Origin of the sequence: Flexithrix dorotheae DSM 6795, assembly GCF_000379765.1 — a bacterium.
In the GTDB taxonomy this organism is placed as follows: Bacteria; Bacteroidota; Bacteroidia; order Cytophagales; family Flammeovirgaceae; genus Flexithrix; species Flexithrix dorotheae.
Genome location: NZ_KB903520.1, coordinates 156731 through 183625 on the forward strand (window position 1 = coordinate 156731; position 26895 = coordinate 183625).

Here is a 26895-nt window from a genome sequence, read left to right on the forward strand (position 1 = left end):
TTTTCGGGGCGTAGCTCAGCCCGGTAGAGTACACGTCTGGGGGGCGTGTGGTCGCAGGTTCAAATCCTGTCGCCCCGACATATATAAACCGTAAGTGATTGATCTTTAATTGCTTACGGTTTTTTGTTGCCTTCCAGCTTACACCATAGCTTACACTTTTATTTTTTATGAGAATTTAAAAATTTTCTACTGGATTGGGTTTATATTGAGATAAAAAATGAATATTTTATTGATTTCTTTGTAATCTTAGATTAGAGAAATATTAAAGAGGGTTTAAAGTCGACAAAAAATCAAGAAGAGAAAATTGGGATGAAAAATGTAAAAATAAAAGAACGACCAAGAGTTTGTTGTATAGATTTAGAACCTGAGGTTGAAAAGCTCCTTTCAGATTCTGGTCTTAATATATATTCTGGATCTCTTGGAAAAAGAATAAAAGTGCCAAATGAATCAAAATATGATGAACATTATATTTTGCCAAATTATGAATTTCCTGTTAATGCACATGAATATGACATTTTTATAATAAACTTAGAGGATAACGAAATTATTGAATATAATGAAAAGGATCATATAAGGGAAAACCATTATGGAAAATTTGAATATAAATTACTAAGCTATTTTCCTGAAAAAATATTTAATCCAAAGCCTCTTGGTAGTTTTAATTTAAGAAAAATTTTTAATAAAATAAAAAGCCGAAAGCATTTAATAATTGTATTTACAGATGAAAACTATGAAGTTGAATATGAACATATTGTGATATCAAGGGACGGTGCTAAAAGAATTGGCGAAAAAAAGCATAATATTTATTCTTTTGCAGATTACGTTCCACTAGACCAACCTTTAAGTGGTAAAGAGTTTATAGTGGAAAATATTAAATATGATATGAAAATTCTTTTGGAAAAACATATAATATCTTGTTATTATAATCAAACTTTTTTCCAACCTACGATTAGAAAAGATAATTCAATATTTCCTGATCCCAATTTTAAACCTTTATTGAAAAATTTAGACAATGATATTGTTTCATTTATTGATTTAGAGGAAAATAGGGATATATTATATCTTCCACCAATAAAGAATAAAGGAGAGTTTTTAAAAGAGTTTTTTTCTAAAATAGCCCCAGATATTTATCCATCTTTATTTCCTTTCTCTACAACTTTTTTATGGAGAGAAAATGAAAAATATTGGCTTCCTAACCATGGAGAATTTCTAAAGGAAAAGAAAAAATTAGAAAATGAACATAATATTAAAATAAAGACCATTGAAAATAAAATAGCCCAGAATAAAAATAAATATTTATATCTCCATGAATTGTTAACAGGAACAGGTGATAAATTAGTTGATGCATTAATTAAATTTTTTAAATGGTTAGGTTTTAGAAATGTTATTAATTTTGATGAGGAGAATAAAATGTCAAATCCATTAGAGGAGGATATCCAAATTGAATTAGAAAATGGGGAAGGATTGTTAATAATTGAGTGTAAAGGTATTGGTGGTACATCAACTGATTCCGATTGTAGTCAAATTTCCAAAGTGAAGCATCGAAGATGTAGGGACCGTAATAAATTTGATGTTTACGCGCTTTACATTGTTAATCACCAAAGATATTTGCCTCCTTTAAAAAGACAAAATCCTCCTTTTTCAAAAGATCAGATGGTAGATGCTGAAAACGATGAACGAGGATTACTATCTACATGGCAACTTTTTAATCTTTTTGAAGATATTGAAAATAAGATTCTTACGAAGGAAGAGGCAAGAAATAGTTTATTAAGTTTTGGATATATTGAATTTAAACCTGAGAATTTAATTTTTATAGATGAACCTAAAGAAATTCTTAAAAATGGAGAAGTTTGTATAGTGAATATTTCAAATTTAGAATTAAAAATTGGTGATGAAATTTTTGTGGAAAAAAATAAAAAATTTAGCAAAGTGAAAATTTTAGAGATTCAAGCAAATGATAAAACTTTTCAAAAAGTAACTACCGGAGAAATAGGATTAAAATTTAATTTCCCAATATCTAATAAATCGGTCTTATGGAAAAAAAAGAATAGATAAAATAAAATTAGTTAGAAAATTAAAGCTAATTTTATTAATAGTATTTAAAATATTCCCGTCATGAATATACTAAACTTTCAATTCTAAGCCGTTATTTTTTTCATTAAAAGTTTTTTGAATTTTTAAAAAAAAGGCACTCCCGAAAATCGGAAGTGCCTTTTGCTATTATTAAAACTAAACCTGTCATGTGGCTTTGAGTAAGCCGGTTAAATCTACTTTCGAGTATAAATGTAATCGTTCATGGTTAGCAGGAGCGATATCGTGTACAAGCTGGCTCTTGGGATTATACCAGACTTCGTAGAAATTGGTAGCCACCCTGTATAGCATTACATCAAATTTATCGTGCTTTATCGCATTGATATATTCCCCGTTTGGAAATACAATTTCACCTTTTTTATTTAATGGAAGTTTTTCGAATTCTCTCGGGTTCATTTTGTTAGTTTTAAGTTTGTAGGGTATTAACGGCAAGATTGAATTCACTGCTTAATGCTTCACAATTATTTAAGAGTGAAGTGATATTTTTTGAGGATTCGTCTTTTTCTTTTTACAAAAATTTCCTAAAAATCCCTTTCATCGTATTCTGGGTAATCTAATGTGTATTTATATAAGTAAATACTACTAATTAGGAAAAACCTTTTTAGCTTTGCACTTCCAAATTAAGCCCTGCTTAATTCCTTAAAACCTTAACCATTTCTAATAACTAACTCTCAAAAATCTGGTTATCAGTGTTTTAATTTTAAATTGTAATGGATAAGAACAAGTATTTTATTATTGATTTTGACAGTACTTTTACCAAAGTAGAAGCACTGGACGAGCTATGTGAAATCGTTTATCAGGGCAGTTCGGCTCAGGAAGAGATTTCCAATAAGGTAAAAGAAATTACTGAAGAGGCGATGTCCGGTACGCTTTCCTTCAAAGAAGCGCTGTCGAAAAGAGTTGACTTAATAAAAGCTAATAAAGATCATTTATCCGAATTAGTAACCAGATTAAAAGAAAAAGTTTCGGATTCCATCCTTAGAAATGCTGTGTTTTTTGAGAAAAATCCTGACCATGTTTTAATTATTTCAAACGGGTTTAAGGATTTTATTGCTCCAATTGTTACGCAGTTTGGAGTGAAGGAAGAGAATATTTATGCCAATACCTTTACCTTCGATGAGGAAGGAAATATTTCCGGATTCGATGAAAATAATCCTTTAGCCGGTGACAATGGCAAGGTAAAAGTGATGAAAGGATTGAACCTTAATGGTGATGTATATGTAATAGGTGACGGTTATACAGATTACCAAATTCGGGAAGCTGGTCTGGCAGATCGTTTTTATGCATTTACTGAAAATGTAAGTAGGGATCATATTTCTGCAAAGGCGGATCATGTGGCTCCAAGTTTTGATGAAGTGTTGTATGTAAATAAATTACCCATGGCGATTTCTTACCCCAAAAACAGGATTACAGTTTTATTATTAGAAAATATTCATCCACAGGCACAAGGCATTTATTCTACTGAAGGGTACCAGGTAGAGGTAGTGAGTAGTGCATTGGATGAAAATGAATTGGCAGAAAAAATTAAGGATGTTTCAATCCTGGGAATTCGGTCGAAAACCAATGTCACTAAAAAGGTGCTGGAAAATGCCAATAAATTAATGGCTATTGGAGCTTTTTGTATAGGTACAAACCAAATCGATCTGGATGCCTGTATGGAAAAAGGTGTGGTGGTTTTTAATGCTCCTTATAGCAACACGAGAAGTGTAGTGGAATTGGCGATTGGGGAAATTATCATGTTAATGAGGAATCTTCCGGATAAAATCAGAGCCATGTATGCCGGAAAATGGGACAAATCGGCCACGAATTCCTTCGAGATTAGAGGCAAGAAACTGGGGATTATTGGTTATGGTAGTATTGGCGCCCAGCTTTCTGTACTGGCTGAAAGTATGGGACTTGAAGTTTATTATTACGATCTGGTTGAAAAACTGGCTTTAGGTAATGCCAAAAAGTGCAGTACCTTGAAAGAATTGCTCAATGTGTCTGATATCATCAGTTTGCATGTGGATGGAAGGGCTTCCAATAAGGGCATAATTGGAGAAGAAGAGTTTAAGGAAATGAAAGAAGGAGCAATTTTGCTTAACCTTTCAAGAGGTTCAATTGTGGATATAAAAGCATTGTCTGAAAACCTGAAAAGTGGTAAATTAAGAGGGGCTGGTGTAGATGTATTCCCGGAAGAACCTAAAAATAATTCCGAACCATTTATTTCCGAATTAGTGGGCTTATCTAATCTAATTTTAACACCACACATTGGTGGAAGTACTTTGGAGGCTCAGCATAATATCGCAGAATTTGTTCCAGGAAAAATTATAGAATATGTAAATACTGGAAATACATTTAATAGTGTCAACTTTCCGAATTTACAGTTGCCAATATTGGAAAATGCCCACCGATTATTGCATATCCACCATAATGTTTCTGGTATTTTGGCCAAAATCAACAATGTATTGGCTAAGCATAATACCAATATTGTGGGACAATATCTTAAAACCAATGAGAAAATTGGTTATGTAATTACTGATATTGATAAGGAATATGATAAGGCATTAATTAAGGATTTGAAGGCAATTGAAAATACCATTAAATTCAGAGTTTTATACTAAGTAAGGTTGAAAAAATTAAATCTACATTTATACACAGTTGTTTTTGCTTAAGATGATGCGTTTTTGAGGCGCATAGCAGCGCTACGCAATGAAAAAAAAGTGGACGGCTAGTCAAGTATTGAGTAAAAAGAACAAGTAGAAAGTAGAAATTATTATTTTTATCATTACCAGAATTAAAAAGATAAATGGCAGATTTTTCAGCACAACACCAGTATTTTGTCATTTATAAGCCTTATGGAATGCTCTCTCAGTTTAGCGATGACAATGGTCGGGCTACATTGGGAGAGCTTTTTTCCTTCCCAAAAGATGTCTATCCCGTAGGCCGGCTCGATCAGGATAGCGAAGGTTTGCTTATCCTTACCAATGATAAAAACCTTAATCACAAATTACTCAATCCGGTTTTTAAACATAAGCGAAAATACTGGGTACAGGTAGATGGTGCAATTACCAAACAGGCGGTGGAACAGCTTGCCAATGGGGTGGAAATAAAGGTGAATAAATCCCAATATAGAACTTTACCTGCTTCGGCTATGGCCATAGAGACTCCTGAAAAACTGCCCGAAAGAAACCCTCCTGTCAGGTTTAGAAAAAATATCCCGACTTCCTGGCTTTCCCTGGAATTAACAGAGGGCAAAAACAGGCAAGTGAGGAAAATGACTGCAAAAGTTGGATTCCCTACTCTAAGACTAATAAGGGTGGCAATTGGTAAATTTGAGCTGGGAAGTATGCAGCCGGGTGATGTCCTGGAAATTCCCAGAAGAATGGCCTACCAAAAGTTTTTGCCCAGACATAATTAATTTTCGGCTATAAGTAAGTGGTTGGACAGAAATAACCATCATTATAAATGCCTCAACTGATTGATAATGAGAGGTGGTTATTCAACAATAAAATACCCGGAAAGGAACTCTGGTACTTACTAAATTTTGTGATTTCATTCTATATGTTTATTTTCACAAATAATTATTAAAAATACTACCCAAGTCTTCTTAAGCGCTATGTTCATTCTAACATAGCTATTTACTATCTTCCTTTTTGCGGTTTAACCAACACCAAATAATTTCTAACTGACAAATAAGATTTTTGATTTTTCTTTTGAAGTGATTAAAACTTATTTCCTTAGGCTGAAAATAGCAGCAAACCGCCTATCCTTAGTGCGTTTTGTCAGGTTCAGGAAGTTCAGTTTGCAGAAAAATTAGGGATAGATCCTCAAGCATGAGGTGGCTCAGTCCAGTTTTTTTTCCATTCTGAAAATTTATTAACTGATATTTTTCACCTATTAGTAAAAGTTTAAAACGCTTCATTGGATTTTTTAGGGATTTCCTGGATAAATCTGTATTAAAAGAAATGGATGGTTCAATAAATATGAACTAGTCTGATTCTTGAAATTCACTGGCTAATGAAGGCATGTTCTTATAGTGCTCCATTCTTGAAATATTTAAATAGAAGATTTTTTATATCTGCTATTGTTTTTATTGCCTTTTGTACACCTCAGGTTAATGGGCAAACAAATAACCCGTGGACTCTAATAGCTTCACCATCCACTTCAGTAAAAACTCAGGTTCAATCGCCCTCCTTTAATAAGGAATTTGCAGATGCAGCTACTTTTAAACTTCAGCCATTCCAATTACAATTTTTGCTTTCAGGAAGGTCTGATTATCAAAAAGAACTTTCTTTCCCTATGCCCGATGGGAAATTTGAACCATTTATTCTGGAAGAATCAATAATGATGGAGTCTGGCTTGAGGGAAAAGTTTCCGGAAATCCAGACTTTTAAGGGAAAAGGAAAAAGTAATCCAGGAATTGAAATCAGAATGGTTGTTTCTCCCAATGGTCTTCATGCTACGATTCAGCAAGATCAGGAAACTGTTTTTATTAACCCTGCCGAAGACAGTGGGGAGGAGAATATTTATAAATCGTATAAAAAATCTGGATTTTCCCTTCTAAATCACCATGAAGGTTGGGAAGAAGGCTTATATGGAGAGCTTGCCAGGCACCATCCTTCTCAACTATTATCCGCTAGTGAATTTAGTACTGGCAAAGAGCTGAAAGTGTACCGCCTGGCAGTAGCCGCTACAGGGGAGTATTCCGATTTTCATGGAGGCACAACCTCAAGTGTATTAGCTGCCATTGTAACAGCGGTAAACCGGGTGAATGGGATATTTGAAAAAGAATTGGGAATCAGATTGATATTAGTGGCCGATAATGATAAATTAATTTTTCTTGATCCCGCCACTGATCCATATTCTAATGGTAAAGGTTCTTTTATGGTGAGTCAAAACCAGACAACTATTGATAATCTTATCGGATTTGATAATTATGACGTTGGCCATGTGTTTGGTAAGGGAAAAATTGGTGATGCCTATATTGGTTCTGTTTGTACTAACCAGAAAGCTGCGGGGGCTTCAGGTACAGAAAATCCAATTGGAGATGCTTTCTATGTAGATTTTTTTGCTCATGAGCTGGGGCACCAGTTTGGGGCCCATCATACCCAGAATAGTTCTTGTCTTAGAAACGAGGACACTGCTTATGAACCTGCCAGTGGCTCAACCATTATGGGATATGCCGGTATTTGTCCTCCAAATCTTCAGATGAATAGTGATCCCTATTTTCATAGCATTAGTTTTGAAGAAATTCACCAGTTTATTACCGAAGGAGCCGGTAAAGATTGTGGTGAGGTAATAAGTATTCCCAATTCGGTTCCCGAAATACAATCACTTGATTTCTACAAGGATTTAGTAATCCCTGCCTTCACACCTTTTCAATTAAATGGCACTGCTACTGATGTGGAAAATGATCCCTTAACTTATTGCTGGGAACAGTTTGACCTTGGCCCTTCAGGAGAATGGGACCAGCCTTCAGGAAGTGCGCCAATTTTCAGATCTTTTTCCCCTAAAAAATCGGGTTACCGATCATTTCCTAAAATTGAAAGTATAATTGAGAATGAAGTGGCTATTGGAGAAATTTTACCCACATATACCAGAGATTTAAATTTTAGATTATCGGTAAGAGATGGAAAAGGCGGAATTTCCTATAAGGCCATTAAACTAAAAGCTACTGACAATGCCGGACCCTTTGTAGTTACCAGCCCGAATGAAGCTATTTCAATTGAAGCAGGAACGGATTTTAGTATAAGCTGGGATCCTGCAGGCACAAATAATGGGCCTGTAAATTGTCAAAAAGTAAATATTTTATTGTCAGTTGATGGAGGATTTACTTTTGAAGATACACTTGCTTTAAATACTGTCAACGATGGTTTGGAATCCGTAAACATTCCATTTAAAATTACCAAAAATGCCAGGATTAAAATTGAAGCTGCAGATCATATTTTCTTTGACATATCCGATGAGGATTTTGCCATTACTCCACCTACATTTTCCTTTACCGTAATCCCGGATACCAATTACATTTGTATTCCTGGAACAGCTGTATTTAACCTCGATTTAAATCCTGTTCTAAATTTTAAGGATTCTGTAAAAGTTAAGGTGGACTCCCTTCCGGAGGGATTAACCAGCAATTTTACTGACGTTAAGATTACCCCTCCTGCTAATCTTCAACTAATTGTTTCAGATACTGGAAGCGCTTTACTTTCAGGTGAGTATATCTTTAAATTGTTGGCTTCATCTGCTTTTGAAACTCAGGAAAAAAAGATATCCCTAAATTTAAGCAGTAATAATCCGGGAATAGTTAGCCTGGTGCACCCGGTAAATCCAAGAATTGAGGTCAGTACCCAACCCGCCTTTTCCTGGAAACCACTTGACGGCAAAAATGACTATCAGTTGGAAATTACAAGAGATTCCGGGTTTACCTCCATAGAATATTTATTTAATCAAATTGATACCACAAGTTTTACTTTTCCCGGATTTCTGGAAAGCAACTCCAAATACTATTGGCGGGTAAGGGGAGAAAATATTTGTGGTCCGGGTAAATATTCCAGTGTTCACCAGTTTCAAACAGTAAAAACTACTTGTGAAGAGCTGGTTAGTAGTAATGTACCCGTGGTTATTCCTGAAAATATTTCAGGTGTGGTTTACTCTAATTTAGATGTCCAAAACTATAGTCAGATTCAGGCCATTCGGATTTCTTCCATTAAAGGAACCCATGCTTATGTAGGTGATTTGGAATTTATAATCATTCACCCCGATGGACAGCAGGTTAAACTTCTTTCAGGAAGTTGTGATAACAACAAGGATTTTTCAATTGGGTTTGATGATAATAGTTCTGTGAGAGAAATAATTTGTCCGCTTGACAAAGGTGAAATTTATATTCCAATTGAGAAGCTTTCTGCATTAAATGGAAAACTTTCAGGGGGAATATGGAAATTGGCTATCCTTGACAAGGAAAATGCAGACGGAGGTCAGTTGGATTCATGGTCAATGGAAATTTGTACAATCCCATTGAATTTTAATTTTTCCAGTAAGGTGTTGTCTCAATCCCAGATAGACCTAAACTGGGATGATATTTTTGACATAGAATCTGGTTATATTCTGGAAAGATCGAAAGGAAATAATGAGAATTTTGAGGAAATTGCCTTTTTGGAGAGTGATGTAAATAGCTATGTAGATGAGAATCTGGATACTTTAGCGGTTTATTATTATAGAATAAAGGCTGTGATAGGAGAGAACGGGTTTAGTTATTCCGGTGAATTAAACAACACTACCTTTCCAAAACTTCCGGATAGCCCGGATAGCCTGCAGGCCTCAAATATTACCCAAAATACCCTTCTGCTTTCCTGGAAGGATAATTCTGATAATGAAGACTCTTTTGTTATTGAAATAGCCTCTTTTCCTGGCGGTGAATTTTATGCCATCGACACGGTAGAGAAAAACCAAACTTCCACTGAAATCAAAAACCTTGAACCAAACAGTGCCTATCTTTTTAAAGTAAATGCGGTGAATTTAGGTGGGGAATCCTCATCCGGGGTTTTATCGGTAAAAACCCTGGAAAAAGTACCTAATTCCCCCAAAGATTTAGAAGTAGCGCCTGTGGTCTTTGGTAAAATGATGCTTTCCTGGAAGGATCAATCTGAAAATGAATCTGGTTTTATTATTGATCGCTCAGTTGGTGACAGCCTCAAGTTTGAACCAATCGCAACATTACAGGCAGGCGTAGAGTTTTTTATTGATTCGGGTAATATTGAACCAGAGCAGTCTTATTATTATATAGTAAGGGCAATAAATCCTGCAGGCATTTCTCCTGCTTCCAATGTAGCCTATGCGGTTTCCCTTCCTACTATTCCAACTGCTCCGGAAGGACTATCTAGTAATTTTCAAAATGATTTCTCAGCGAATATTTTATGGAAGGATTTATCTGACAATGAAGATGGTTTTATTGTGGAGAGGTCGAAATTGAATACAAACAATTTTATTATTATTGATACTCTTCCTGCTAATTCAACCTTTTATCTGGACGAAAATCTCTTTCCTGAATTAAATTACTTTTACAGGATAAAGGCATTTAACCGTGGGGGAAACTCTGAGCCTTCACCGGTTTTGGAGATTCAAACTTTACCTGAAAAATTTAAACGGCCTACTAACCTGAGGGTCTCTAATTTATCTCCTACATCAGTTTTGTTGGAATGGCAGGATAATGGGGAAGATGAATTAGGTTTCATTATTGAAAGAGCAACTGATAATGAAAATCAGTTTGATTCCCTTTATTTTACTAAGGAAAATGTTACTTCCTACTCCGATTTGGGATTAATGGAAGGTGATTTTTTCATATATCGTGTGATTGCTGTGTATAATGAAGGGAAATCCAGGTGGTCGAACGAAGTTTCTATTAAGGTTGGGGCTCCAATTCCATCCACTCCATTTGGATTAAAAGCAGATAGTCTTTTTGATAATCGGGTCTATCTAAGTTGGGAGAGTACAGAAACCAAAGTAGGAGAATTTATCCTGGAAAGAAGTAAAGATCAGAATCTGAATTTTGAGAAAATAAAATCTCTGCCTAATACAGTATTAACTTACCTGGACTCCTCTTTGGCACCAAACACCACCTACCATTACCGGGTAAAGTGCACGAACGAATTTGGGGAATCCGGATATTCTAATGTATTAAGTTTTAAAACTTTAATCACCAGTATATCAGAGGAAAATTTGTTCCTTCATATTGATATATTTCCAAATCCGGTTTCAGAAATGATTTATATTAAGTTTCCGAATGGAATTAATGAAAGTAAGCGGATTAACATTCTGGATAATTTAGGAAGAAATATCAAAAGTACAGAATTACACCCTCAGGATCTATCTTTCCAGTTTGACTTTTCCCCACTCCCTAAAGGAATTTATATCCTTCAAATATTTTCTGAAAACATCAAATTAGTGAAAAAAATAATAAAGAATTAAACTATAGAATTGGGTTTAGTTTGTTTTTTTTAGGATAAGTTCTTCCTTATTTTTTAATAATTAAAAAATGCTTCTCAAAATGAAAAAAATACAGGATGTTTTTGCCACTTCACCTGTGTTTTCATTTCATGGAATTAAAAAAAAGTTACTTAAGTGATCTTTAGTGCTATTGCACTAAATTCTTTTTGAAATTCATCCCCAACATTTAACTCTCACAACCCCTCACAGTAAAAATATTCATTGGTTAATTAAAGGATAAAGGAATTTTTTATGCATCCTGAAGAATAGTCCACTTTTTATTTCAGGATTAAAAAGTAAAAAATGTTTAATAAAAAGGTTATCGGAGTTAAATAATAACCTTTAAAGGAATTCTGATTTGCAAAATAATTCTTACAATTCTGGAGGGAAAGTTACATGAAATTTTTCTCTTAAAAATCTTTAAGTTAACAGTTGAAAACCGTGGCTTAAATTTTTCTTAATGATTTATAAATAATTTAAAAGCAATTTAATTAAAAAACTAACGCAACTTAATAATTAAAGATGAAAAATTTTTCCAATCAATTTATCAAGACTGTTCTTCTCGCTGCAATTTGTGCTCTTTCCTTGTTTGGCACATCATTTTCACAAACTAAGGGTGAATTTAAAGACGGTTATCAGGTACGTAGAATGTTTATTTATCATTTCACCAGGTACATCGAATGGCCGGACGACAATTCAACAGAGGATTTTGTGATTGGCGTACTTAATGATGATAAAATGTATGCTACCCTTAATCAATCTTTTGAGGGAAGAAAAAGAAAAAACAGGCCAATTAAAGTCGTAAAGTTTAAGTCTACAAGTGAAGTAGAAAACTGCAGTATTTTATTTTTACCCAAATACCAAAGTAAAAATCTTGAGTCATTAATTGACCAGTTTGAGGGTAAAAACACCTTGTTAATCACAGACAAAAATGGTTTAGGTGAAAAAGGAAGTACTATTAATTTCCACGAAGTTGGAAATAAATTAAGATTTGAGCTAAATCTTGAAGCCTTGGAAAAAGCAAGTCTTAAAGTTTCAGGACAACTTAAGCAAGTAGCCATTTTAATTTAACAAACAAACAACCAGCTATGATAAGAACCCGGGTTTTGCCTGGGTTTTTTTATTTCAACCTTTTTAGAATTACACAAGAATATCCATTTTTTTCCATTTCAGAAACCAACCCTGAATTATTAATAGACTGGCTTAATTCAGTTTGTGGTAGATTTAAGGTAGCCACGGTATCAAATTCGGCTTTTTTTAAATAGTAATTCGCAATCCCAATATTTCTCAATTTGGTTTGTTCGGAAATAATCAGGTAATCATAATCGTAATTTTCCCTGTGATTCAATTCTCTTTCCTCCAGCGTACTGAATAAATCAAAATACTGATAATCTGAACCTGCTCCAATTACTGCATAAAAGAATAAAGGATCACCAATTACCTTACTGTTTTCAGGAATGTTTTTTTTGATGAATTGGCCTAGTTTATAGTGATTTCTTTGCTTTTGACTCTCGATAACCTGAAAGTTTTTAAGAAAAAAGAAACCGATATTAAATAAAAACAAAACAAAAAAGCTAATACAAGCAATTATTCTATAAAACATTCCATTTCATTTTTGCCCTGATGATCAGGTATTTTTCTAAAATATTCAATCAAATCTATTTTTTTTCTGAAAATGAAACAATTTTAAAGATTTTTGCCTTGTACATTTGTCAATCAAAATTTTGAACAGATACTAAAGGAATTCGATGAGAAAAACCAATTTACCTTTCGAACAAACAAACCAGTTTAATCCAATCTTTATTGATTATATATCTGAAAATAAGGAAGTTAAACCCTTCTATGATGAGTTTCCGAAAATAGAAAACTTCGCCCGGCAGATAGAGAGAAAAAGTTTTTCGAAAGTCAAAAGGGAAATTTTGGCACAGGTTTTACAAAATCAATATCAAAAAATTTCATCTGATGTTCCAACAAGTCAAATTGAATTATTAAAAGATGAACAAACATTTACGGTAGTCACAGGTCATCAGCTAAATATTTTTTCCGGCCCACTTTATTTTATTTATAAAATTGTTTCTACCATCAATCTTGCAAAGCAATTAAAACATCAATATCCTGAATTTAATTTTATTCCAATCTATTGGATGGCGACAGAGGACCACGACTTTGAAGAGATTAGCTATTTTAACCTTTTCGGTAAAAAATATACCTGGGAACATCCGAATCCAACTGGGGCTGTAGGGAAATTAAACCTGAATGGGATAGACCATATATTAAATGAAATTTCGGAATTACCAGATTTCTTTAAAACTGCGTATACACGCTTTGAAAATTTAACAGATGCCACCAGGTATTATGTGAATGAACTTTTTGGAGAGGAGGGTTTGCTTATCCTTGATGCGGATGACAGCCGGTTAAAGTCCGAATTTAGGAATGTTATTTATGATGATTTATTGCACCATCATGCAAATAGTGCTGTTGAGAAAACGAATGAAAAACTGGAAGCTGCAGGCTATAAAACTCAGGTTTTTCCACGAAAAATCAATTTCTTTTATCACAAGGATGGAATAAGAGAAAGAATTGAAAAGGAAGGGGAATATTTTCAGGTATTAAATTCCGAAATAAAATTTTCCCAAGAAGAAATTGAAAAGGAAATTGAGGAATTTCCTGAAAGGTATAGTCCTAATGTTGTTTTAAGGCCTTTATATCAGGAAATCATTTTACCTAACCTGGCTTATATTGGAGGCCCCGGAGAATTGAGTTACTGGCTCCAGCTAAAGGGGGTATTTGATCATTACGGAGTAGAATTTCCAATGTTGGTGCCACGAAATTTTGCGCTATATCTAAACAAATCCAATTGTAAAAAAATAGATAAATTGTCTGTTGACTGTAGTGAGCTATTCCTGGAGGAAAACCAACTAAAAGATAATTTTTTGAAAAGAAATGCTGAGGGAGAAATTGATTTGAGCGAAAATATTTCAGCCTTGGAACAAGTGTTTGAGGATATTGCAAAAAAAGCAGCTTTAGTAGATAAGTCCCTTCAGGGTTTTATTGGTGCAGAATCTAAAAAGGCAATTAAGCAGGTGGAGAATATTGGAAAAAGGCTTAAAAAGTCGGAAGAGAATAATCAAAGTACGGCTGTAAACCAATTGCTTAATTTAAAGTCCAAGCTTTTTCCAGATAACAGCCTTCAGGAACGGACAGACAATTTCATGAATTTTTACCTGAATGATCCGCAGTTTATTGAAAAATTGAAAGATGCCTTCGATCCCCTTCACTTCGAATTCTTGATATTACAGGATTCATAAAGCATGAGGTCTGGAGTAGGTTGGAAGGGAAATATGTAAATGGTCTCCTGTTCCCCCATGCCTCAATGTGGTGAAACCCATTAAATTAAAATATTGTTTTACCAGGAAATTCCGGATTGTATGTCTCTGGCTGGTTCTGATATCCATGGCATGTGCATAGCCATCTGCCTGGATGTAATGGAGGGAATGATGATTGACTTTAAGGCCCATTTTTACATAATCATTTTTGGTTCTGGACATATCGCTGATGAGCAAATCATGATCGAGAAACAGAATGGTACTTACTCCCAACCTTAAAAATGGGTGAAGACTGGTAAATTCTTCTTTTACAGCCGAACTTTGGGCATTTTTAGGCGATAGATATAATATATTATAACCACAAAATAAAATAAGGCAAATGCCTAATACAGAAAATAATGCTTTAACTTTTCGGGTGGTGATCCTGCCTTTATATTTAATTTTTTTCAGGAAAAAAGCCAGGTATGCCACAATGAGCAGCAGGGTAATTCCCATACTGATGAATAAGCAAATCCAGGTGTTGAGATGAAAATAGGTATAAGAAAAAACCGCTCCTCTAATTAAAAAGATGAAAGGGAGAAAAAAGAAAAATAAGGTTTTTAAAATAAACCAAACAGCTTGTCCAATAATACCTTTGTGAAAATACATTAAGCTATTGAAAAAATTATATTTTAAAAAATATTTTCAGCAGAAGGTAATACTGAAAAAAGTGAGTTAAATTATTTCCGAACATTCTTAGTTCAGATGATTAATTTCAATTATTTTTAATTTAAAATAATAAAAAAACAATCCAGACCACCATTAAGTTTCCTGGAATCTTGTTTTGCTTTGAAAAGGATATATGTCATTTTTTAGAAGATATTTTTTTGTTCTGGTAATTGTCCTTTCCCAAATGCTATCCTCACTTAGTATGGCACAGGTCTATTATGAAGAAAAGGATGTGGTGCCCGGAGAACCCTTTAACCTGAATGTACTTTCAGGTTCTATATATATTACTGACTATTTGTTTATTCTGGAGGATAAAAACCAACAGTACGGTATTGAGGAAGTGATTGCTAAAAAGGAAGAATTTGAATCCTATCAGATTATTGAAAAAAACACATCTTTCCACCGGCCTCTTAACAAAAACTCAACGTATTGGGCAAGGTTGAAAATCCGAAACCAATTGGAAAGAGATTCAGACTGGTATCTATTTGTGGGTTCCTGTTCCTATGCAAAAGTTTTTATTCCACAACAAGATGGCAGTTTTCAAATAGAGAAAACCGGGATGTTATTGCCCACTTCGGAAAGGAGCGTGAAGCAGGAGCGAAGCAATAAAGTAAAGTTTATGATTCCGGAAGAAAGCAGGGAATTAGAGATTTTCATCAGGATGGAAACAGAATTTGTATTCGAGCCCTATTTTAATGTGGCCCTCAAAAGTCCTGATGTTTGGAATAAATTTATTTATGACCGAAATCTGGTTCAGGGTATTTTTCAGGGAATTCTGTGGATCATGATTTTGTACAATTTTTCCATTTTTCTTTCAGTGAGGGATAGAACATATTTATTCTATGCTTTCTACATGATTAGCCTTTCCATATTTTTCTTTTTTTATTACGAATTTAATTCAGAATTTCTTTTTGGAGAATTTCCCCGGGTTGCGCCATATGCCAGCTTTGGATTTTCCAATCTCATTACCATATTCTATATTCTTTTTATGAGGAGGTTTCTTCAAATAAAGGAGTTGTTGCCAAAATGGGATCTTGCTTTATTAATTTGGGTGGCTATCAGAGGTGGTTTTTTGCTGTTTGGACTGATTTCTTATGCAGGAAGTAATATGACCTTTTTTACCGATACCCTTTTTAATTTCTTTTTCTTAATTGAAATCGTTTTTAATTTTCTGGTACTGGTGGTGCTATTTTTAACAGGAAACCGATTGGCAAAATACTTTATTGGAGGGTCATTCTGTCTTTATTTTGGCTTATTGCTTTCTGTATTTGGATGGGAAAATTTATTGGTGGAATACGGAATCATCGGGCTACAGTCAGCCTATTTTCTGCAGTTGGGTGTAGTAGGGGAGTTATTTGTTTTCTCCGTGGGGCTTGGATATAGAATCAGGTTGATAGAAAATGAAAAAAGGGAAACTCAGGAATGGTTGATTTATCAGTTAAAAGTTAATGAAAAACTGCAGAATAAGGTCAATAAGGAATTAGAAAAGAAAGTAAAGGAACGTACTGCTGAAATTGCCCAACAAACAGAGGAAATCAGAGCCCAGTCTGAACATTTAAAAGAAGCCAATGGACAGATTACACAGCAGAAAGAAAAAATTGAAAAAGCATTTGCCGAGCTTAACAAAACTTATGAACAGTTAAAAAGGACTCAGTCCAATTTGGTAGAATCAGAAAAAATGGCTTCCCTGGGCCAGCTTACGGCTGGTATTGCCCATGAAATTAATAATCCCATAAATTTTGTATCTGCCAATATCAGGCCTTTAAAAATGGATTTTTTGGAGATTAAAGGACTGATAAAAAAACTGGATGAACTGGATAGCAATGGAGGCTTGAGCTCAGGGGTGAAGGAATTGAATTCCTACAAGCAGGATATTGATGTTTGGTATTTGATTGAAGAAATTGACCAGTTGCTGAACGGAATAGAAATTGGTGCAAGCCGGACCACTCAAATCATAAAAGGACTGAGAAATTTTTCCCGACTGGATGAAAGTAACTGGAAACTGGCAGATATTCATGAAGGACTTGAAAACACGCTTTTGTTATTAAATAGCAAGTTAAAAGACAAAATTACCCTGATTAAAGACTATGACCCGGATTTACCCCTTGTGGAGTGCTTTCCGGGAAAACTGAATCAGGTTTTTATGAATATTATCGTAAATGCCATTCAGGCCATAAATGCTCATAAATCTTGTGAAAACCCTAGTATTTCCATTGCAACCCGAAAGAAAGGAGAATTTGTTGAAATTCTGATAAAAGACACTGGAGCCGGAATGGAAAAGGAAATTGTTTCTAAAATATTTGAACCTTTTTACACTACCAAGCCCATTGGGGAAGGTACTGGATTGGGATTATCCATATCTTATGGAATAATTGAGCAACATAGTGGTAAAATAACGGTAAACAGTAAAAAAAATCAGGGAACTGAAATAAGTATTATGCTTCCTCTCCAACAGAATACTTAAATTTGTATACTTTGCAAAAAGTGAGGGAGTGGAAATAGCCTCATTTTTGCTTCTATAAATTAAAGAAAAGGCAATTGATGAAAGCTGGAAGTGGTTTATATCTCATATGTATTCAATTTATAGGGATGTTAATCTTTTTAATCTTCCTGTCCTTTTCTGCTTTTCCCCAATCCAATATTGATAGCCTGAAGCAGCTTTTAAACCGAAGCAGCCTTCCCGAAAAAATTGATATTTTGCTAAAACTTTCAGGAGAAGTAAATGGCCATGAAGGTGTGGATTATGCCATTGAAGCATTGAATTTAGCAAAAGAAAGCGGAAAGGAAGAAGCAATTTATAAGACTACAGTTGCTGCAGGAGAGGCTTATACAAGAGTAGGAGAATATATAGTTTCCAGGTCATATTTTCAAAAAGCCTATAAAATGGCCATGGAAAAGGATGATTGGAAAAGGAAGGCATTTGGGTATAGAAAAATTGCAAATACCTACACCTTTTTAAAGAGTTTCGATACGGCTTTAATTTATCAGGATAGTGCCCTATTTATCAATCAAAAGAATCAGGATTATTTAGGACAGATCATAGCTTATAATAACCTGAGTAGCATTTTTGGTTTTAAGAAAAAGCTTGACTCGGCAGAATATTACATTTTAAAAGCATATGATATTCTTGAAAAAACCGAGGATGTACAATTTAAGCTGAATACTTATAAACAGCTCGGATATGTTTATATCTGGAAAGGGGAGTTTAACAGGGCTGAATCCTTTTTGATTGAGGGATTAAAGTTAGCGCGTTTGAACAATGAAAGTTTCCATGAAAAAAGCATATTAACCAATTTGGCTATTGCCCTCAAGGAACAAGGATTGTATGAAAAAACTTTAAAATATTTATTTGAACTAGAAAAACTGTGTGTCCAAAATAATTATTATTCCGCACTGGGCAAATGTTTCAATTCCATAGCGAATGTTTACAATAATAATGGAGATTGGGAAAGAGCTTTAGAATATTACCGCCAGGCCTTAAATATTCATACCGAGTTAAATGATGGAAAACATGCTGCATTGGAGTTGGCCAATATTGGCTGGGTTTATAAAGAACAAAACCAATTAGATTCGGCACTTTATTATTATAAAAGTGCCATAGAACTCAAAGAACAAGAAGATGAGGAATATGGGCTTGCCTATTCCCTAAATGAAATCGGCTCTTTATATATCCTCCAAAAAGATTGGGAAAAAGCCCATCAGACTCTTCACCATGCATTGAAAATTAGCTCAGATTTAGGCCTACAGTATGAATTGGTTATCAGTTTAAATCATTTGGGGAACTTAAATCTCAGGATGGAAAATTTAATACTAGCGGAAAAATATCTTTTAGAATCTGAAGCTTTGGCTAAAAAGATGGATTATAGCGAAGAGTTATTGGCTAATTGCAAGCTTCAAATACAGTTATACCAGCAGAAAAGTGATTATAGAAAAGTTGTAAAACTTTATTCATATTACGATTCCCTAAAAACTGAAATTTACAATGCTGAAAAAGCAAAGTCGATTTCAGAAATAAAAACAAAATACGAAACTGAAAAAAAGGAGGAAGAAAATAAATATTTAAAGAGTGAAAATGAGTTGAAAGAGGCGAAAAATGAGCGTCAAAAATTATTACTCTATTTTATTGGGGCACTTGCTATTCTATTTCTACTTATTGCCATTGCGGTGGTGGTTGGCCTCAGAAACCTCAAAAGAAAAAATACCTTACTAAAGCACCAGCGGGAAATTATTCAAAAGCAACAAATTGATATCCGACATCAAACGAAAAATGGTCTGCAAAGGGTATGTGATATTTTGTATGCAGTTTCCAGCCAAATAGAAGATGAAAAAGCGGCTTTGGGGGTTAGAGAAGGCCAAAGTATGGTCACTGCTTTATCTTCTCTTCAGGAGTTCCTATATGGAAGTCAAAACGTGAATGAAGTGAATATGCCCCAGTTCCTTGAAAAACTCAAGAAGAAACTGATGAAGATTTTCATCCAGACAGAAAATCCCGTAAAATTTAATTTGGAGGTCCAACAAATAATTTTGCATATTGATATTGCAATTCCCCTGGCCTTGATTATTAGTGAATTAATTACCAATTCATTTAAACATGCTTTTGTAGGGGATGGAAATCACGAACTGAAAGTATCTTTAGTGGAATGTGAAGGCCGGATTATTGAACTATTGGTGGAGGACAATGGCAAGGGAATAGATTTAGAAAATAAAGAAGCCAATATGGATTCTGTTGGTTTGCGTTTGATCAGTTCTTTTGTGAAAGAACTAAAAGGAAATCTGGAATTAGTCAGTGACAAAGGTACAAAGTACCGTCTCGCATTTGATAGAAAAGAACTTGGATTCTCTTAAGTGGAATGCCGTAGAAGTTTTATTCCTTCTATGGCATTCCGGGATAATTGAAATGGAATAAAAAGCAGGATTTTACCCAGAAAAAAATGAAAATATTAATTGTAGAGGATGATGTTTTAATGGCTGATATGCTGGCCAAACGTATAGAAAGATTTTCATTTAATAATTTTAATGTAACAGGAATGGCTACATCAGTAGATAAAGCCATTGCTGAAATTGAAAGGGAAAAACCGGATTTGGCACTTTTGGATATCGAGCTTGAAAACGATAATGAAGGAGGGATAAATATTGCCAAAAAGATAAATGCAGATTATAAAATTCCTTTTATTTATATTACCGGACTGCCCGATGAAGTGGGCTTTGTAAAAGCCAAACATACACTTCCTTTTGGCTTTTTGAAGAAACCATATGACGAAGCAAGCCTGCAAAGAGTAATGGAATTGGCAACCCTCTGGCATGAAAAGCAAATGTATCCTATTGTTCAAAATCAAGAACAAAATCCATTGGTTTTTAAGCCTGATGAAGAAGATGACATCTGGCTGAAAACCGAAAATAACAAATATGAGAAAATTGTGTTAGCGGATATTCTATGGGTAAAGGCATTCGACCATTATATAATGGTCCAATTACTCAATAGAAAATATCCACTTACTTATAAATCGAAGTTTAGTACTTTTTATGAAGATTATCTGGCCAACTCACCATATTTTGTTCAAACCCAGCGCTCTTATGTAATTAATAAAAAGTATGTGGATGCTATTGTGGATAATAAAATAAAGATTGGAGATAAACTGATACCTATTGGTCAAACCTTTAGAAGCAAAGTATTTAAAATTCTGGGCATAAGATAATGGAGGTTGGCAGGTAGGAAAAGTCGAAAATTTTATCGAAAACAGAAGGTTGGGTGATATAAACACTCAACCTTTTTTTATTGATTTTTTTGATAAAATAAACCCTGAAAGAGTAAGTCCTTAATTTGGTTTACGACTAGTTCGCTATTGTTCACGAACTTTCTGACTCATCTTGCGAACTCCATTTTAGAATTCAAATAATTTCTGGCATCTTTATCATAGTTAACAACCTGCAGGCATTCAAATCCTTGAATTTTTTCCCGATCAGCTACTCAAGGAAAGAAATCGAAATAGTATACTAAATACACTTAGGACCAAAAGTCCAATTACTACCATTCTAAGCGCTTATTCAATTATCATGGCAGGCTATTGAAGTAAAACACTCCTTCGATAGTGATTTGCCCCGGACCCCTACTAACAACCTGCTATTATTCATATCCACTAATTCTTTAATCGTATTTGAAATGAAAAAGTCAACATTTATTTTTTGTGGTATATTATTAATTTTAGCCAGTTGCAGTGAAGCTTACTTTGGAGGAGGAGGAGAATCTCCAGACCCAAACGGTTGTCCTTGTGCTTCAGTAAATGGGGAAGTAATTGGTTTGTCGTCTAACTTGTATGGTCAGGAAATATCCCTTACAAAAAAGGGAAGTGAGATTAAATCCTTCATTACAACCATTAATGTGGATGGTACTTATGTATTTGAACAAGTGCCTCAGGGAAGTTATGAGGTAGAAATTGACGGGTTTAAAATGAATTATGAGATAAATAAAGATAGAATTATATCGATAAACCTGAATAACAGATTTCGTGAATTAGAACTGGTGAAATAGGATTGAATTTACTTTAAAGTTTGCTTTGATTGTGGGTGGAAGGAAAAACATTTCCTACAAAAATTTCTTCCTTTTATCATTGGGTTACTAATTTCATTTTAGATTAATAAAGAGTTTATGAAAAAAGGTCATCAAATAAATATTTAAATTTTTTAATCAATGAAAGATTCACTTTGGTTAACCACTTCAAGAGGCAAGCATGAACGAATTAAAATATCCGAGGTTTATTGGATAGAAATTCAGAATGATGAAATGCTGGTTAAGTTAGCTTCAAAAGAGGCACTTATTAAGGTTGAAAGGAAACTAAAAAAAGTGTTTGCTAGTGCTTTTTTGGATTTTCCCGAAATATTTAAAGTTCATCCATCATTCCTGATCAACCTGGATCATGCAGATTTAATTGAGAATAATAAAATTCAGGTAAAAGGAAAATATTTTCCTATTGAACAAAAGGTGAAAAGGATGCTGGAAGAAAAACTGAACCTGGTAGTTTTTTAAGATAAAAACTAAGTTTTTGTATAAAAAAATCAGTTCACGAACTAAATCGACCAGTTCGCGAACAATTTTTTGAAAGTTGACTGTTTTGAGCCATATTTATAACAAAGATTGGCAGTTGAAGCAAAATGCCCACCAAAATGTTTGCTTCAAAAATAAATAGGTGAACAAAGTAATGGGAGTTGTTTCTTTTTGAGAAGCGTCTCCCTTTTTTTTAATTAAATCTAACGCTTAACGTGTAAATTTACGAAACGGCCCTGAAATTTTCAGAGTCGTTTTATTTTGGGCTATTTTATAAGCTTAATTGCCTTTTCCACATCAATTACCGGCAGTTTACAAACCTTCTGTTTACATACATAAATTGTAGTTTGATCTTCCATGAGTTTATTTTCCAAAAGTGGTAATTTGCCTTCCGTTTTACCACCCATTAGCAGAATGTTAGGAAAATAATACTGCTCAATTTCTTTCCTTTTAGCCTCAAAATCTTCTCCCACTATGGCTACTTCGTATGGTTCTTTGTAGTTGTTAAGCAACAAAACGCCCCAATTGGCATAGTGCATACCATTATCTACTAAATCCGTGAAAACATTATTGAGCATTTGGGAAGACTTGTTCTTGTAATCCTGGATATCAAAATAAGTGCCTAATACAAATAAATTGTTAGCCATAGAAGAGTTAGACGAAACAATTACATTGTCTGCAATTTCCATTTTTCTCGCGATCAGACCTGGGTCCAAGTCTGATGTATAAAAAAACATTCCCGACTTTTCGTCATAAAAATGTTCCAAGGCATAATCATTAAATGACTTTGCCAAATCCAGCCATTTTTCATTAAAAGTGGCCTGATACAATGCGATAAGTGCCTCGATTGTAAGGCTGTAATCATCCAGGAAGCCATTAATAGAGGATTCGCCATTTTTATAATTTCGGTCCAGACGATTCCCGTCCTTCATGTTTTTTAGTATAAATTCAGCATTCTTTATCGCCTTTTCTAAAAAAGCCTTTTCCCCAAAAATTTTATAAGCATCAACATATCCTTTGAGCATTAGCGCATTCCAGGAAGTCAATATCTTGTCATCAAGTCCCGGCTTTGTTCTTTTACTTCTTTCCTTAAACAGGATTTCCTTCGATTGCTTTATGCTTTCTGGTTCAGGGTTTTCTGCTTTATCAGGGGAGATCAACAAAATATTTTTCCCATCTTCCCAGTTTCCCTCCTCTGCGATATTATAATACTCATTAAATTCTGCTGCCGATTTACCTAAAAGGGCATCAATTTCGGACTTTTTCCAAACATAAAACTTACCTTCTTCGCCTTCTGTATCCGCATCCAGAGAAGAATAAAAGCCATTTTCCGGGGAAGTTAATTCTCTTTCCACAAAATCAAGCGTTTCAAAAACTACTTTTTTATATTTAGGATCTTTGGTGAGCTGGTAGGCTTTGGCATATAAACTCACCAGTTGTCCGTTGTCATAAAGCATTTTTTCAAAGTGGGGCACTTTCCATCTGGTGTCCGTTGAATAACGGGCAAATCCACCGCCTAATTGGTCATAAATTCCACCATAAGCCATATTATCGAGAGTCGCTTTTACCGCCTGAAGTGCTTTTTCCTCCCCCATAATTTTATAATAATTCAACAAGAAATTATAGTTGTTGGGCATAGGAAATTTGGGAGCACCGGTTTTTCCACCATATTTAAAATCTATATTTCCTTTCCACCAGAAAAACAATTGTTCAAGGTCTTCCTGAGTAGCCTTATGTTCTTCTGATTTTACATTGATGTAAGCATATTCCTGAACCCCTGCAGTAATATTTTCTGCCTGCTTTACCAGTTCATCCCTTTTTTCTATATAGCCTTTGGAGAAAACTTCCAATACTTTCATCCACTTGTCTTTGGGAAAATAAGTCCCTGCAAAAACAGGTTTTCCATCTGGTAGGGCAATGGCATTTAAAGGCCAGCCACCGCTTTGATTAATCAGGTAACTGGCATCCATATAAATCTGGTCCACATCTGGTCTTTCTTCTCTATCTACTTTTATGGCTACAAAATTCTCATTCATGAATTTAGCGACTTCTTCATCTTCAAAAGATTCCCTCTCCATCACATGGCACCAGTGGCAGGCTGCATATCCTATACTGATAATGAGTAATTTGTCTTCTTTTTTTGCTTTTTCTATAGCTTCTTCTCCCCAGGGATACCAATTGACAGGATTGTGCGCGTGCTGCAAAAGGTAAGGACTTGTCTCATTGATGAGCTTGTTGGAATGCTCATGTGTTCCATCCTGTTGTTCCGATTCCTGCTTTTGAGCTTTTAGACAACTATTAAGCACTAATCCTGCAAGAAAAAAAGTAAGTATAACTAAGATTGGTTTTATCCTCATAAGGTGAATTTTTATACAAAAATCCGGGGATTTGAATTTCCCGGGGTGTTTCAATTATAAATGTGACTAAATTTCTCTTATCGTATGAATAAGGCCCTGGCAATAACAAAAAAAGTTCTCCAACCGAGAACTTTTAATTCAATTATATTAGTTCCATTTGTTCATCCGTAACCTCCAGATTATGGAAAACTTTTTGGACATCGTCATCATCTTCCAGTTTATCAATTAGTTTCATTACACTTTGGAAACTTTCATTATCAAGGGTAACTGTAGTAGTAGGAATCCGCTCTAATTCAGCGTTTTCCGGAGCAATTCCCAATTCATCCAGTTTGGATTGCACATTTCCAAAGTCTTCCATGGAAGAGGTTACATTTACCTTTCCATCTTCGATGGACATATCCTCAGCTCCTCCCTCAATTAAAGCCAGTTCCAGGTCTTCCTCGTCCATACCTTCGGGAAGGTCAAAAACAAAGGTCCCTTTTCTCTCAAACAGGAATTCAACAGAACCATTTTTACTCAAGCTGCCTCCATTTTTATTGAAAATTGCCCTGACATTCGATACTGTTCTATTGAGGTTGTCTGTGGAGCATTCTACAAAAACAGCCACGCCATTTGGTGCATAGCCCTCGTAGGTAAGTTCCTCATAGGAGGCTGCTTCACTACCCTGACCTTTATTTATGGCTCGCTCAATGGTGTCCTTGGGCATGTTTTTACCCTTTGCGTTTTGAACAGCCAGCCTCAGCCTGGGATTATTTTCCAGTTCAGGTCCTCCTTCTTTGGAAGCCACGGTAATTTCCTTTATAAGCTTGGTGAAAATTTTTCCTCTTTTTGCATCCTGGGCACCTTTTCTGTGCTTAATATTGGCCCATTTACTGTGTCCTGCCATTTTGTTAGTAAATATGAATTAATGGTTAATTATCTTACAAAAATAAAAACAAATAGGTTTCTTCTCAAAAAGAAAGAAATGGGAAATGAGTTGGCTGAACTAAGCTAATTCTTTTTTATCGTGCCAAATTGATTCCAGTTGTTCCAATGATTTTCCCTTTGTTTCAGGTAATAATTTCCAGATAAAAATAACTGCGAGAATGCAAAAGCCTCCATACATCCAAAATGGGAAAGCCCCATTAAATTCCTGAAATAAATATCCTTCCTCATCGGCCATGATTGGAAAGGTTTGTGAAACTGCATAATTGGCCAGCCATTGCGCAAAAACGGCAATGGACATTGCAATTCCCCTCACTTTATTGGGGAAAATTTCAGATAAGTACACCCATACAATCGGACCCTGGGAAAAAGAAAAGAAGGCAATGTATAAGACCAGGACAGTAAGATTGGCTACACTTAAAATCTCCATATACATTAGTTGACCAAAGATGAAAATCATTATCCCCATTCCGGCAGTCCCAATTAAAATCAATGGTTTTCTGCCAAACTTTTCAACTGTAAAAATGGCTACAATAGTGAATACCATCATGGCAAGACCAACCACAATCTGATTGATCATGGCTGCTTCTGCACCGGCACCCATACTTTCAAAAATAGCATTTCCATAATACAGGATCGCATTTATACCGGTTACCTGTTGAAATACGGACAAACCAATTCCAATAGTTAAGATTAATCCAATTTTTGGATATTGAAGGTTAAAACCCTTTTGCACATTTTTTAAAGAATTTTTTATTTCCTCTAACTCAATATCAACATTAAGAGGATCAATCCTGTTTACAATTTTTCTGGCTTCAGCCTCCTTGCCTTTTAGCATAAGCCACCTGGGACTTCTGGGGACAAACAGCGCCAATAAAAAAAACAAAGCGGCTGGCAGACATTCACTTCCAAACATCCATCTCCAACCCGTTTGTTCATTCCAGGAAACATCTACAGGATCCTGGATAAAATAATTTACAAAAAAGACTACTACAAACCCCAGTACAATAGCCAATTGGTTGATGGATACCAGTTTTCCTCGCATGGTGGCTGGTGCAAGTTCAGCGATATAAACCGGAGCAACAGCGGACGCAAGTCCAACCCCAACTCCTCCAATGAGTCTGTAAATAACAAGTTCTGTAGCTGAACCGGCAATAGCAGAACCTAATGCAGAAATGAAAAACAATATACCGGCAATAAGCAAAGAATTTTTTCTTCCATAAGTTTTACTGGTATATCCTGATGCAATTGAGCCAACCATGCACCCGATTAATGCGCTGGCTACCACAAATCCGAACACAGCCGGAGATAAATCGAATAAGGATCGAAAGTAAGGACCACTTCCTGCAATTACTCCTGTATCGTAACCAAATAAAAAACCACCCAGAGTGGCTACCAGAGTAATTCCGGTAATGTAAAGGTGGTTTGTTTGAGTTTGTTTTTCCATTGTTTTGTTAGTTTATTTTCAATTTACATGTTTATG

17 protein-coding genes and 1 tRNA gene are annotated in these 26895 nt (G+C 34.8%); 12 read left to right on the forward strand and 6 right to left on the reverse strand.

Going from position 1 to position 26895, the window contains the following annotated elements; translation table 11 throughout:
- The first annotated feature begins 4 nt into the window (after positions 1 to 4).
- Positions 5 to 78 (forward strand) — tRNA-Pro (locus A3EM_RS0140180).
- A 231-nt stretch (positions 79 to 309) separates the two neighbouring features.
- Complete coding sequence (locus A3EM_RS0140185) at positions 310 to 2055, forward strand: hypothetical protein (protein ID WP_020533898.1); 1746 nt, start codon at positions 310 to 312, stop codon at positions 2053 to 2055.
- Between the two features lie 183 nt (positions 2056 to 2238).
- On the opposite strand, the gene A3EM_RS0140190 is transcribed toward A3EM_RS0140185, so the two are convergent.
- Positions 2239 to 2487, reverse strand: coding sequence for a hypothetical protein (locus tag A3EM_RS0140190; protein WP_157638314.1), 249 nt, complete (start codon positions 2485 to 2487; stop codon positions 2239 to 2241).
- A 314-nt stretch (positions 2488 to 2801) separates the two neighbouring features.
- On the opposite strand from A3EM_RS0140190, the gene serA reads away from it, so the two are divergent.
- The 4 genes from serA to A3EM_RS0140220 all read left to right on the forward strand — a co-directional run bounded on the left by serA (position 2802) and on the right by A3EM_RS0140220 (position 12126).
- Complete coding sequence (gene serA / locus A3EM_RS0140195) at positions 2802 to 4694, forward strand: phosphoglycerate dehydrogenase (protein ID WP_020533900.1); 1893 nt, start codon at positions 2802 to 2804, stop codon at positions 4692 to 4694.
- Positions 4695 to 4879: 185 nt separating this feature from the next.
- The gene (locus A3EM_RS0140200) at positions 4880 to 5491 is read left to right on the forward strand and encodes a pseudouridine synthase (protein ID WP_020533901.1); all 612 of its coding nucleotides are present in this window, start codon (positions 4880 to 4882) and stop codon (positions 5489 to 5491) included.
- A gap of 599 nt (positions 5492 to 6090) precedes the next feature.
- Positions 6091 to 11037, forward strand: a complete 4947-nt coding sequence (locus A3EM_RS46815; RefSeq protein ID WP_020533903.1) for a fibronectin type III domain-containing protein — start codon at positions 6091 to 6093, stop codon at positions 11035 to 11037.
- A 540-nt stretch (positions 11038 to 11577) separates the two neighbouring features.
- Complete coding sequence (locus A3EM_RS0140220; protein WP_020533905.1) at positions 11578 to 12126, forward strand: TOL_0243 family YfiR-like periplasmic protein; 549 nt, start codon at positions 11578 to 11580, stop codon at positions 12124 to 12126.
- A gap of 49 nt (positions 12127 to 12175) precedes the next feature.
- Here A3EM_RS0140220 and A3EM_RS0140225 read toward each other — a convergent pair whose 3' ends face one another.
- Positions 12176 to 12658: a hypothetical protein gene (locus tag A3EM_RS0140225; RefSeq protein ID WP_157638315.1), complete on the reverse strand. Its 483-nt coding sequence runs from the start codon at positions 12656 to 12658 to the stop codon at positions 12176 to 12178.
- A gap of 145 nt (positions 12659 to 12803) precedes the next feature.
- Between A3EM_RS0140225 and bshC the strand changes: the two genes are divergently transcribed.
- A complete protein-coding gene (gene bshC, locus A3EM_RS0140230; protein WP_020533907.1) occupies positions 12804 to 14363 on the forward strand; it encodes a bacillithiol biosynthesis cysteine-adding enzyme BshC in 1560 nt (519 codons plus the stop codon).
- On the opposite strand, the gene A3EM_RS45215 is transcribed toward bshC, so the two are convergent.
- Complete coding sequence (locus A3EM_RS45215) at positions 14358 to 15029, reverse strand: hypothetical protein (protein ID WP_020533908.1); 672 nt, start codon at positions 15027 to 15029, stop codon at positions 14358 to 14360. The genes bshC and A3EM_RS45215 overlap by 6 nt on opposite strands.
- A gap of 193 nt (positions 15030 to 15222) precedes the next feature.
- Between A3EM_RS45215 and A3EM_RS46820 the strand changes: the two genes are divergently transcribed.
- The 5 genes from A3EM_RS46820 to A3EM_RS0140260 all read left to right on the forward strand — a co-directional run bounded on the left by A3EM_RS46820 (position 15223) and on the right by A3EM_RS0140260 (position 22113).
- Positions 15223 to 17553 carry a sensor histidine kinase gene (locus tag A3EM_RS46820; RefSeq protein WP_020533909.1) on the forward strand — a complete coding sequence of 777 codons (2331 nt, stop codon included), beginning with the start codon at positions 15223 to 15225 and terminating at the stop codon, positions 17551 to 17553.
- Positions 17554 to 17678: 125 nt separating this feature from the next.
- Complete coding sequence (locus tag A3EM_RS0140245; RefSeq protein ID WP_169513479.1) at positions 17679 to 19934, forward strand: tetratricopeptide repeat protein; 2256 nt, start codon at positions 17679 to 17681, stop codon at positions 19932 to 19934.
- Between the two features lie 86 nt (positions 19935 to 20020).
- Positions 20021 to 20785: a LytR/AlgR family response regulator transcription factor gene (locus tag A3EM_RS0140250; RefSeq protein ID WP_157638316.1), complete on the forward strand. Its 765-nt coding sequence runs from the start codon at positions 20021 to 20023 to the stop codon at positions 20783 to 20785.
- 464 nt (positions 20786 to 21249) lie between these two features.
- Positions 21250 to 21618, forward strand: a complete 369-nt coding sequence (locus A3EM_RS0140255) for a carboxypeptidase-like regulatory domain-containing protein (RefSeq protein ID WP_020533912.1) — start codon at positions 21250 to 21252, stop codon at positions 21616 to 21618.
- 159 nt (positions 21619 to 21777) lie between these two features.
- The gene (locus tag A3EM_RS0140260) at positions 21778 to 22113 is read left to right on the forward strand and encodes a LytTR family transcriptional regulator DNA-binding domain-containing protein (RefSeq protein ID WP_020533913.1); all 336 of its coding nucleotides are present in this window, start codon (positions 21778 to 21780) and stop codon (positions 22111 to 22113) included.
- 284 nt (positions 22114 to 22397) lie between these two features.
- On the opposite strand, the gene A3EM_RS0140265 is transcribed toward A3EM_RS0140260, so the two are convergent.
- The 3 genes from A3EM_RS0140265 to A3EM_RS0140280 form a co-directional block, all read right to left on the reverse strand.
- A complete protein-coding gene (locus tag A3EM_RS0140265) occupies positions 22398 to 24488 on the reverse strand; it encodes a thioredoxin domain-containing protein (RefSeq protein ID WP_020533914.1) in 2091 nt (696 codons plus the stop codon).
- Positions 24489 to 24630: 142 nt separating this feature from the next.
- The gene (locus A3EM_RS0140270; protein ID WP_020533915.1) at positions 24631 to 25374 is read right to left on the reverse strand and encodes a YebC/PmpR family DNA-binding transcriptional regulator; all 744 of its coding nucleotides are present in this window, start codon (positions 25372 to 25374) and stop codon (positions 24631 to 24633) included.
- Between the two features lie 99 nt (positions 25375 to 25473).
- Positions 25474 to 26859, reverse strand: coding sequence for a sugar porter family MFS transporter (locus A3EM_RS0140280; protein ID WP_020533916.1), 1386 nt, complete (start codon positions 26857 to 26859; stop codon positions 25474 to 25476).
- Between the last annotated feature and the right edge of the window lie 36 nt (positions 26860 to 26895).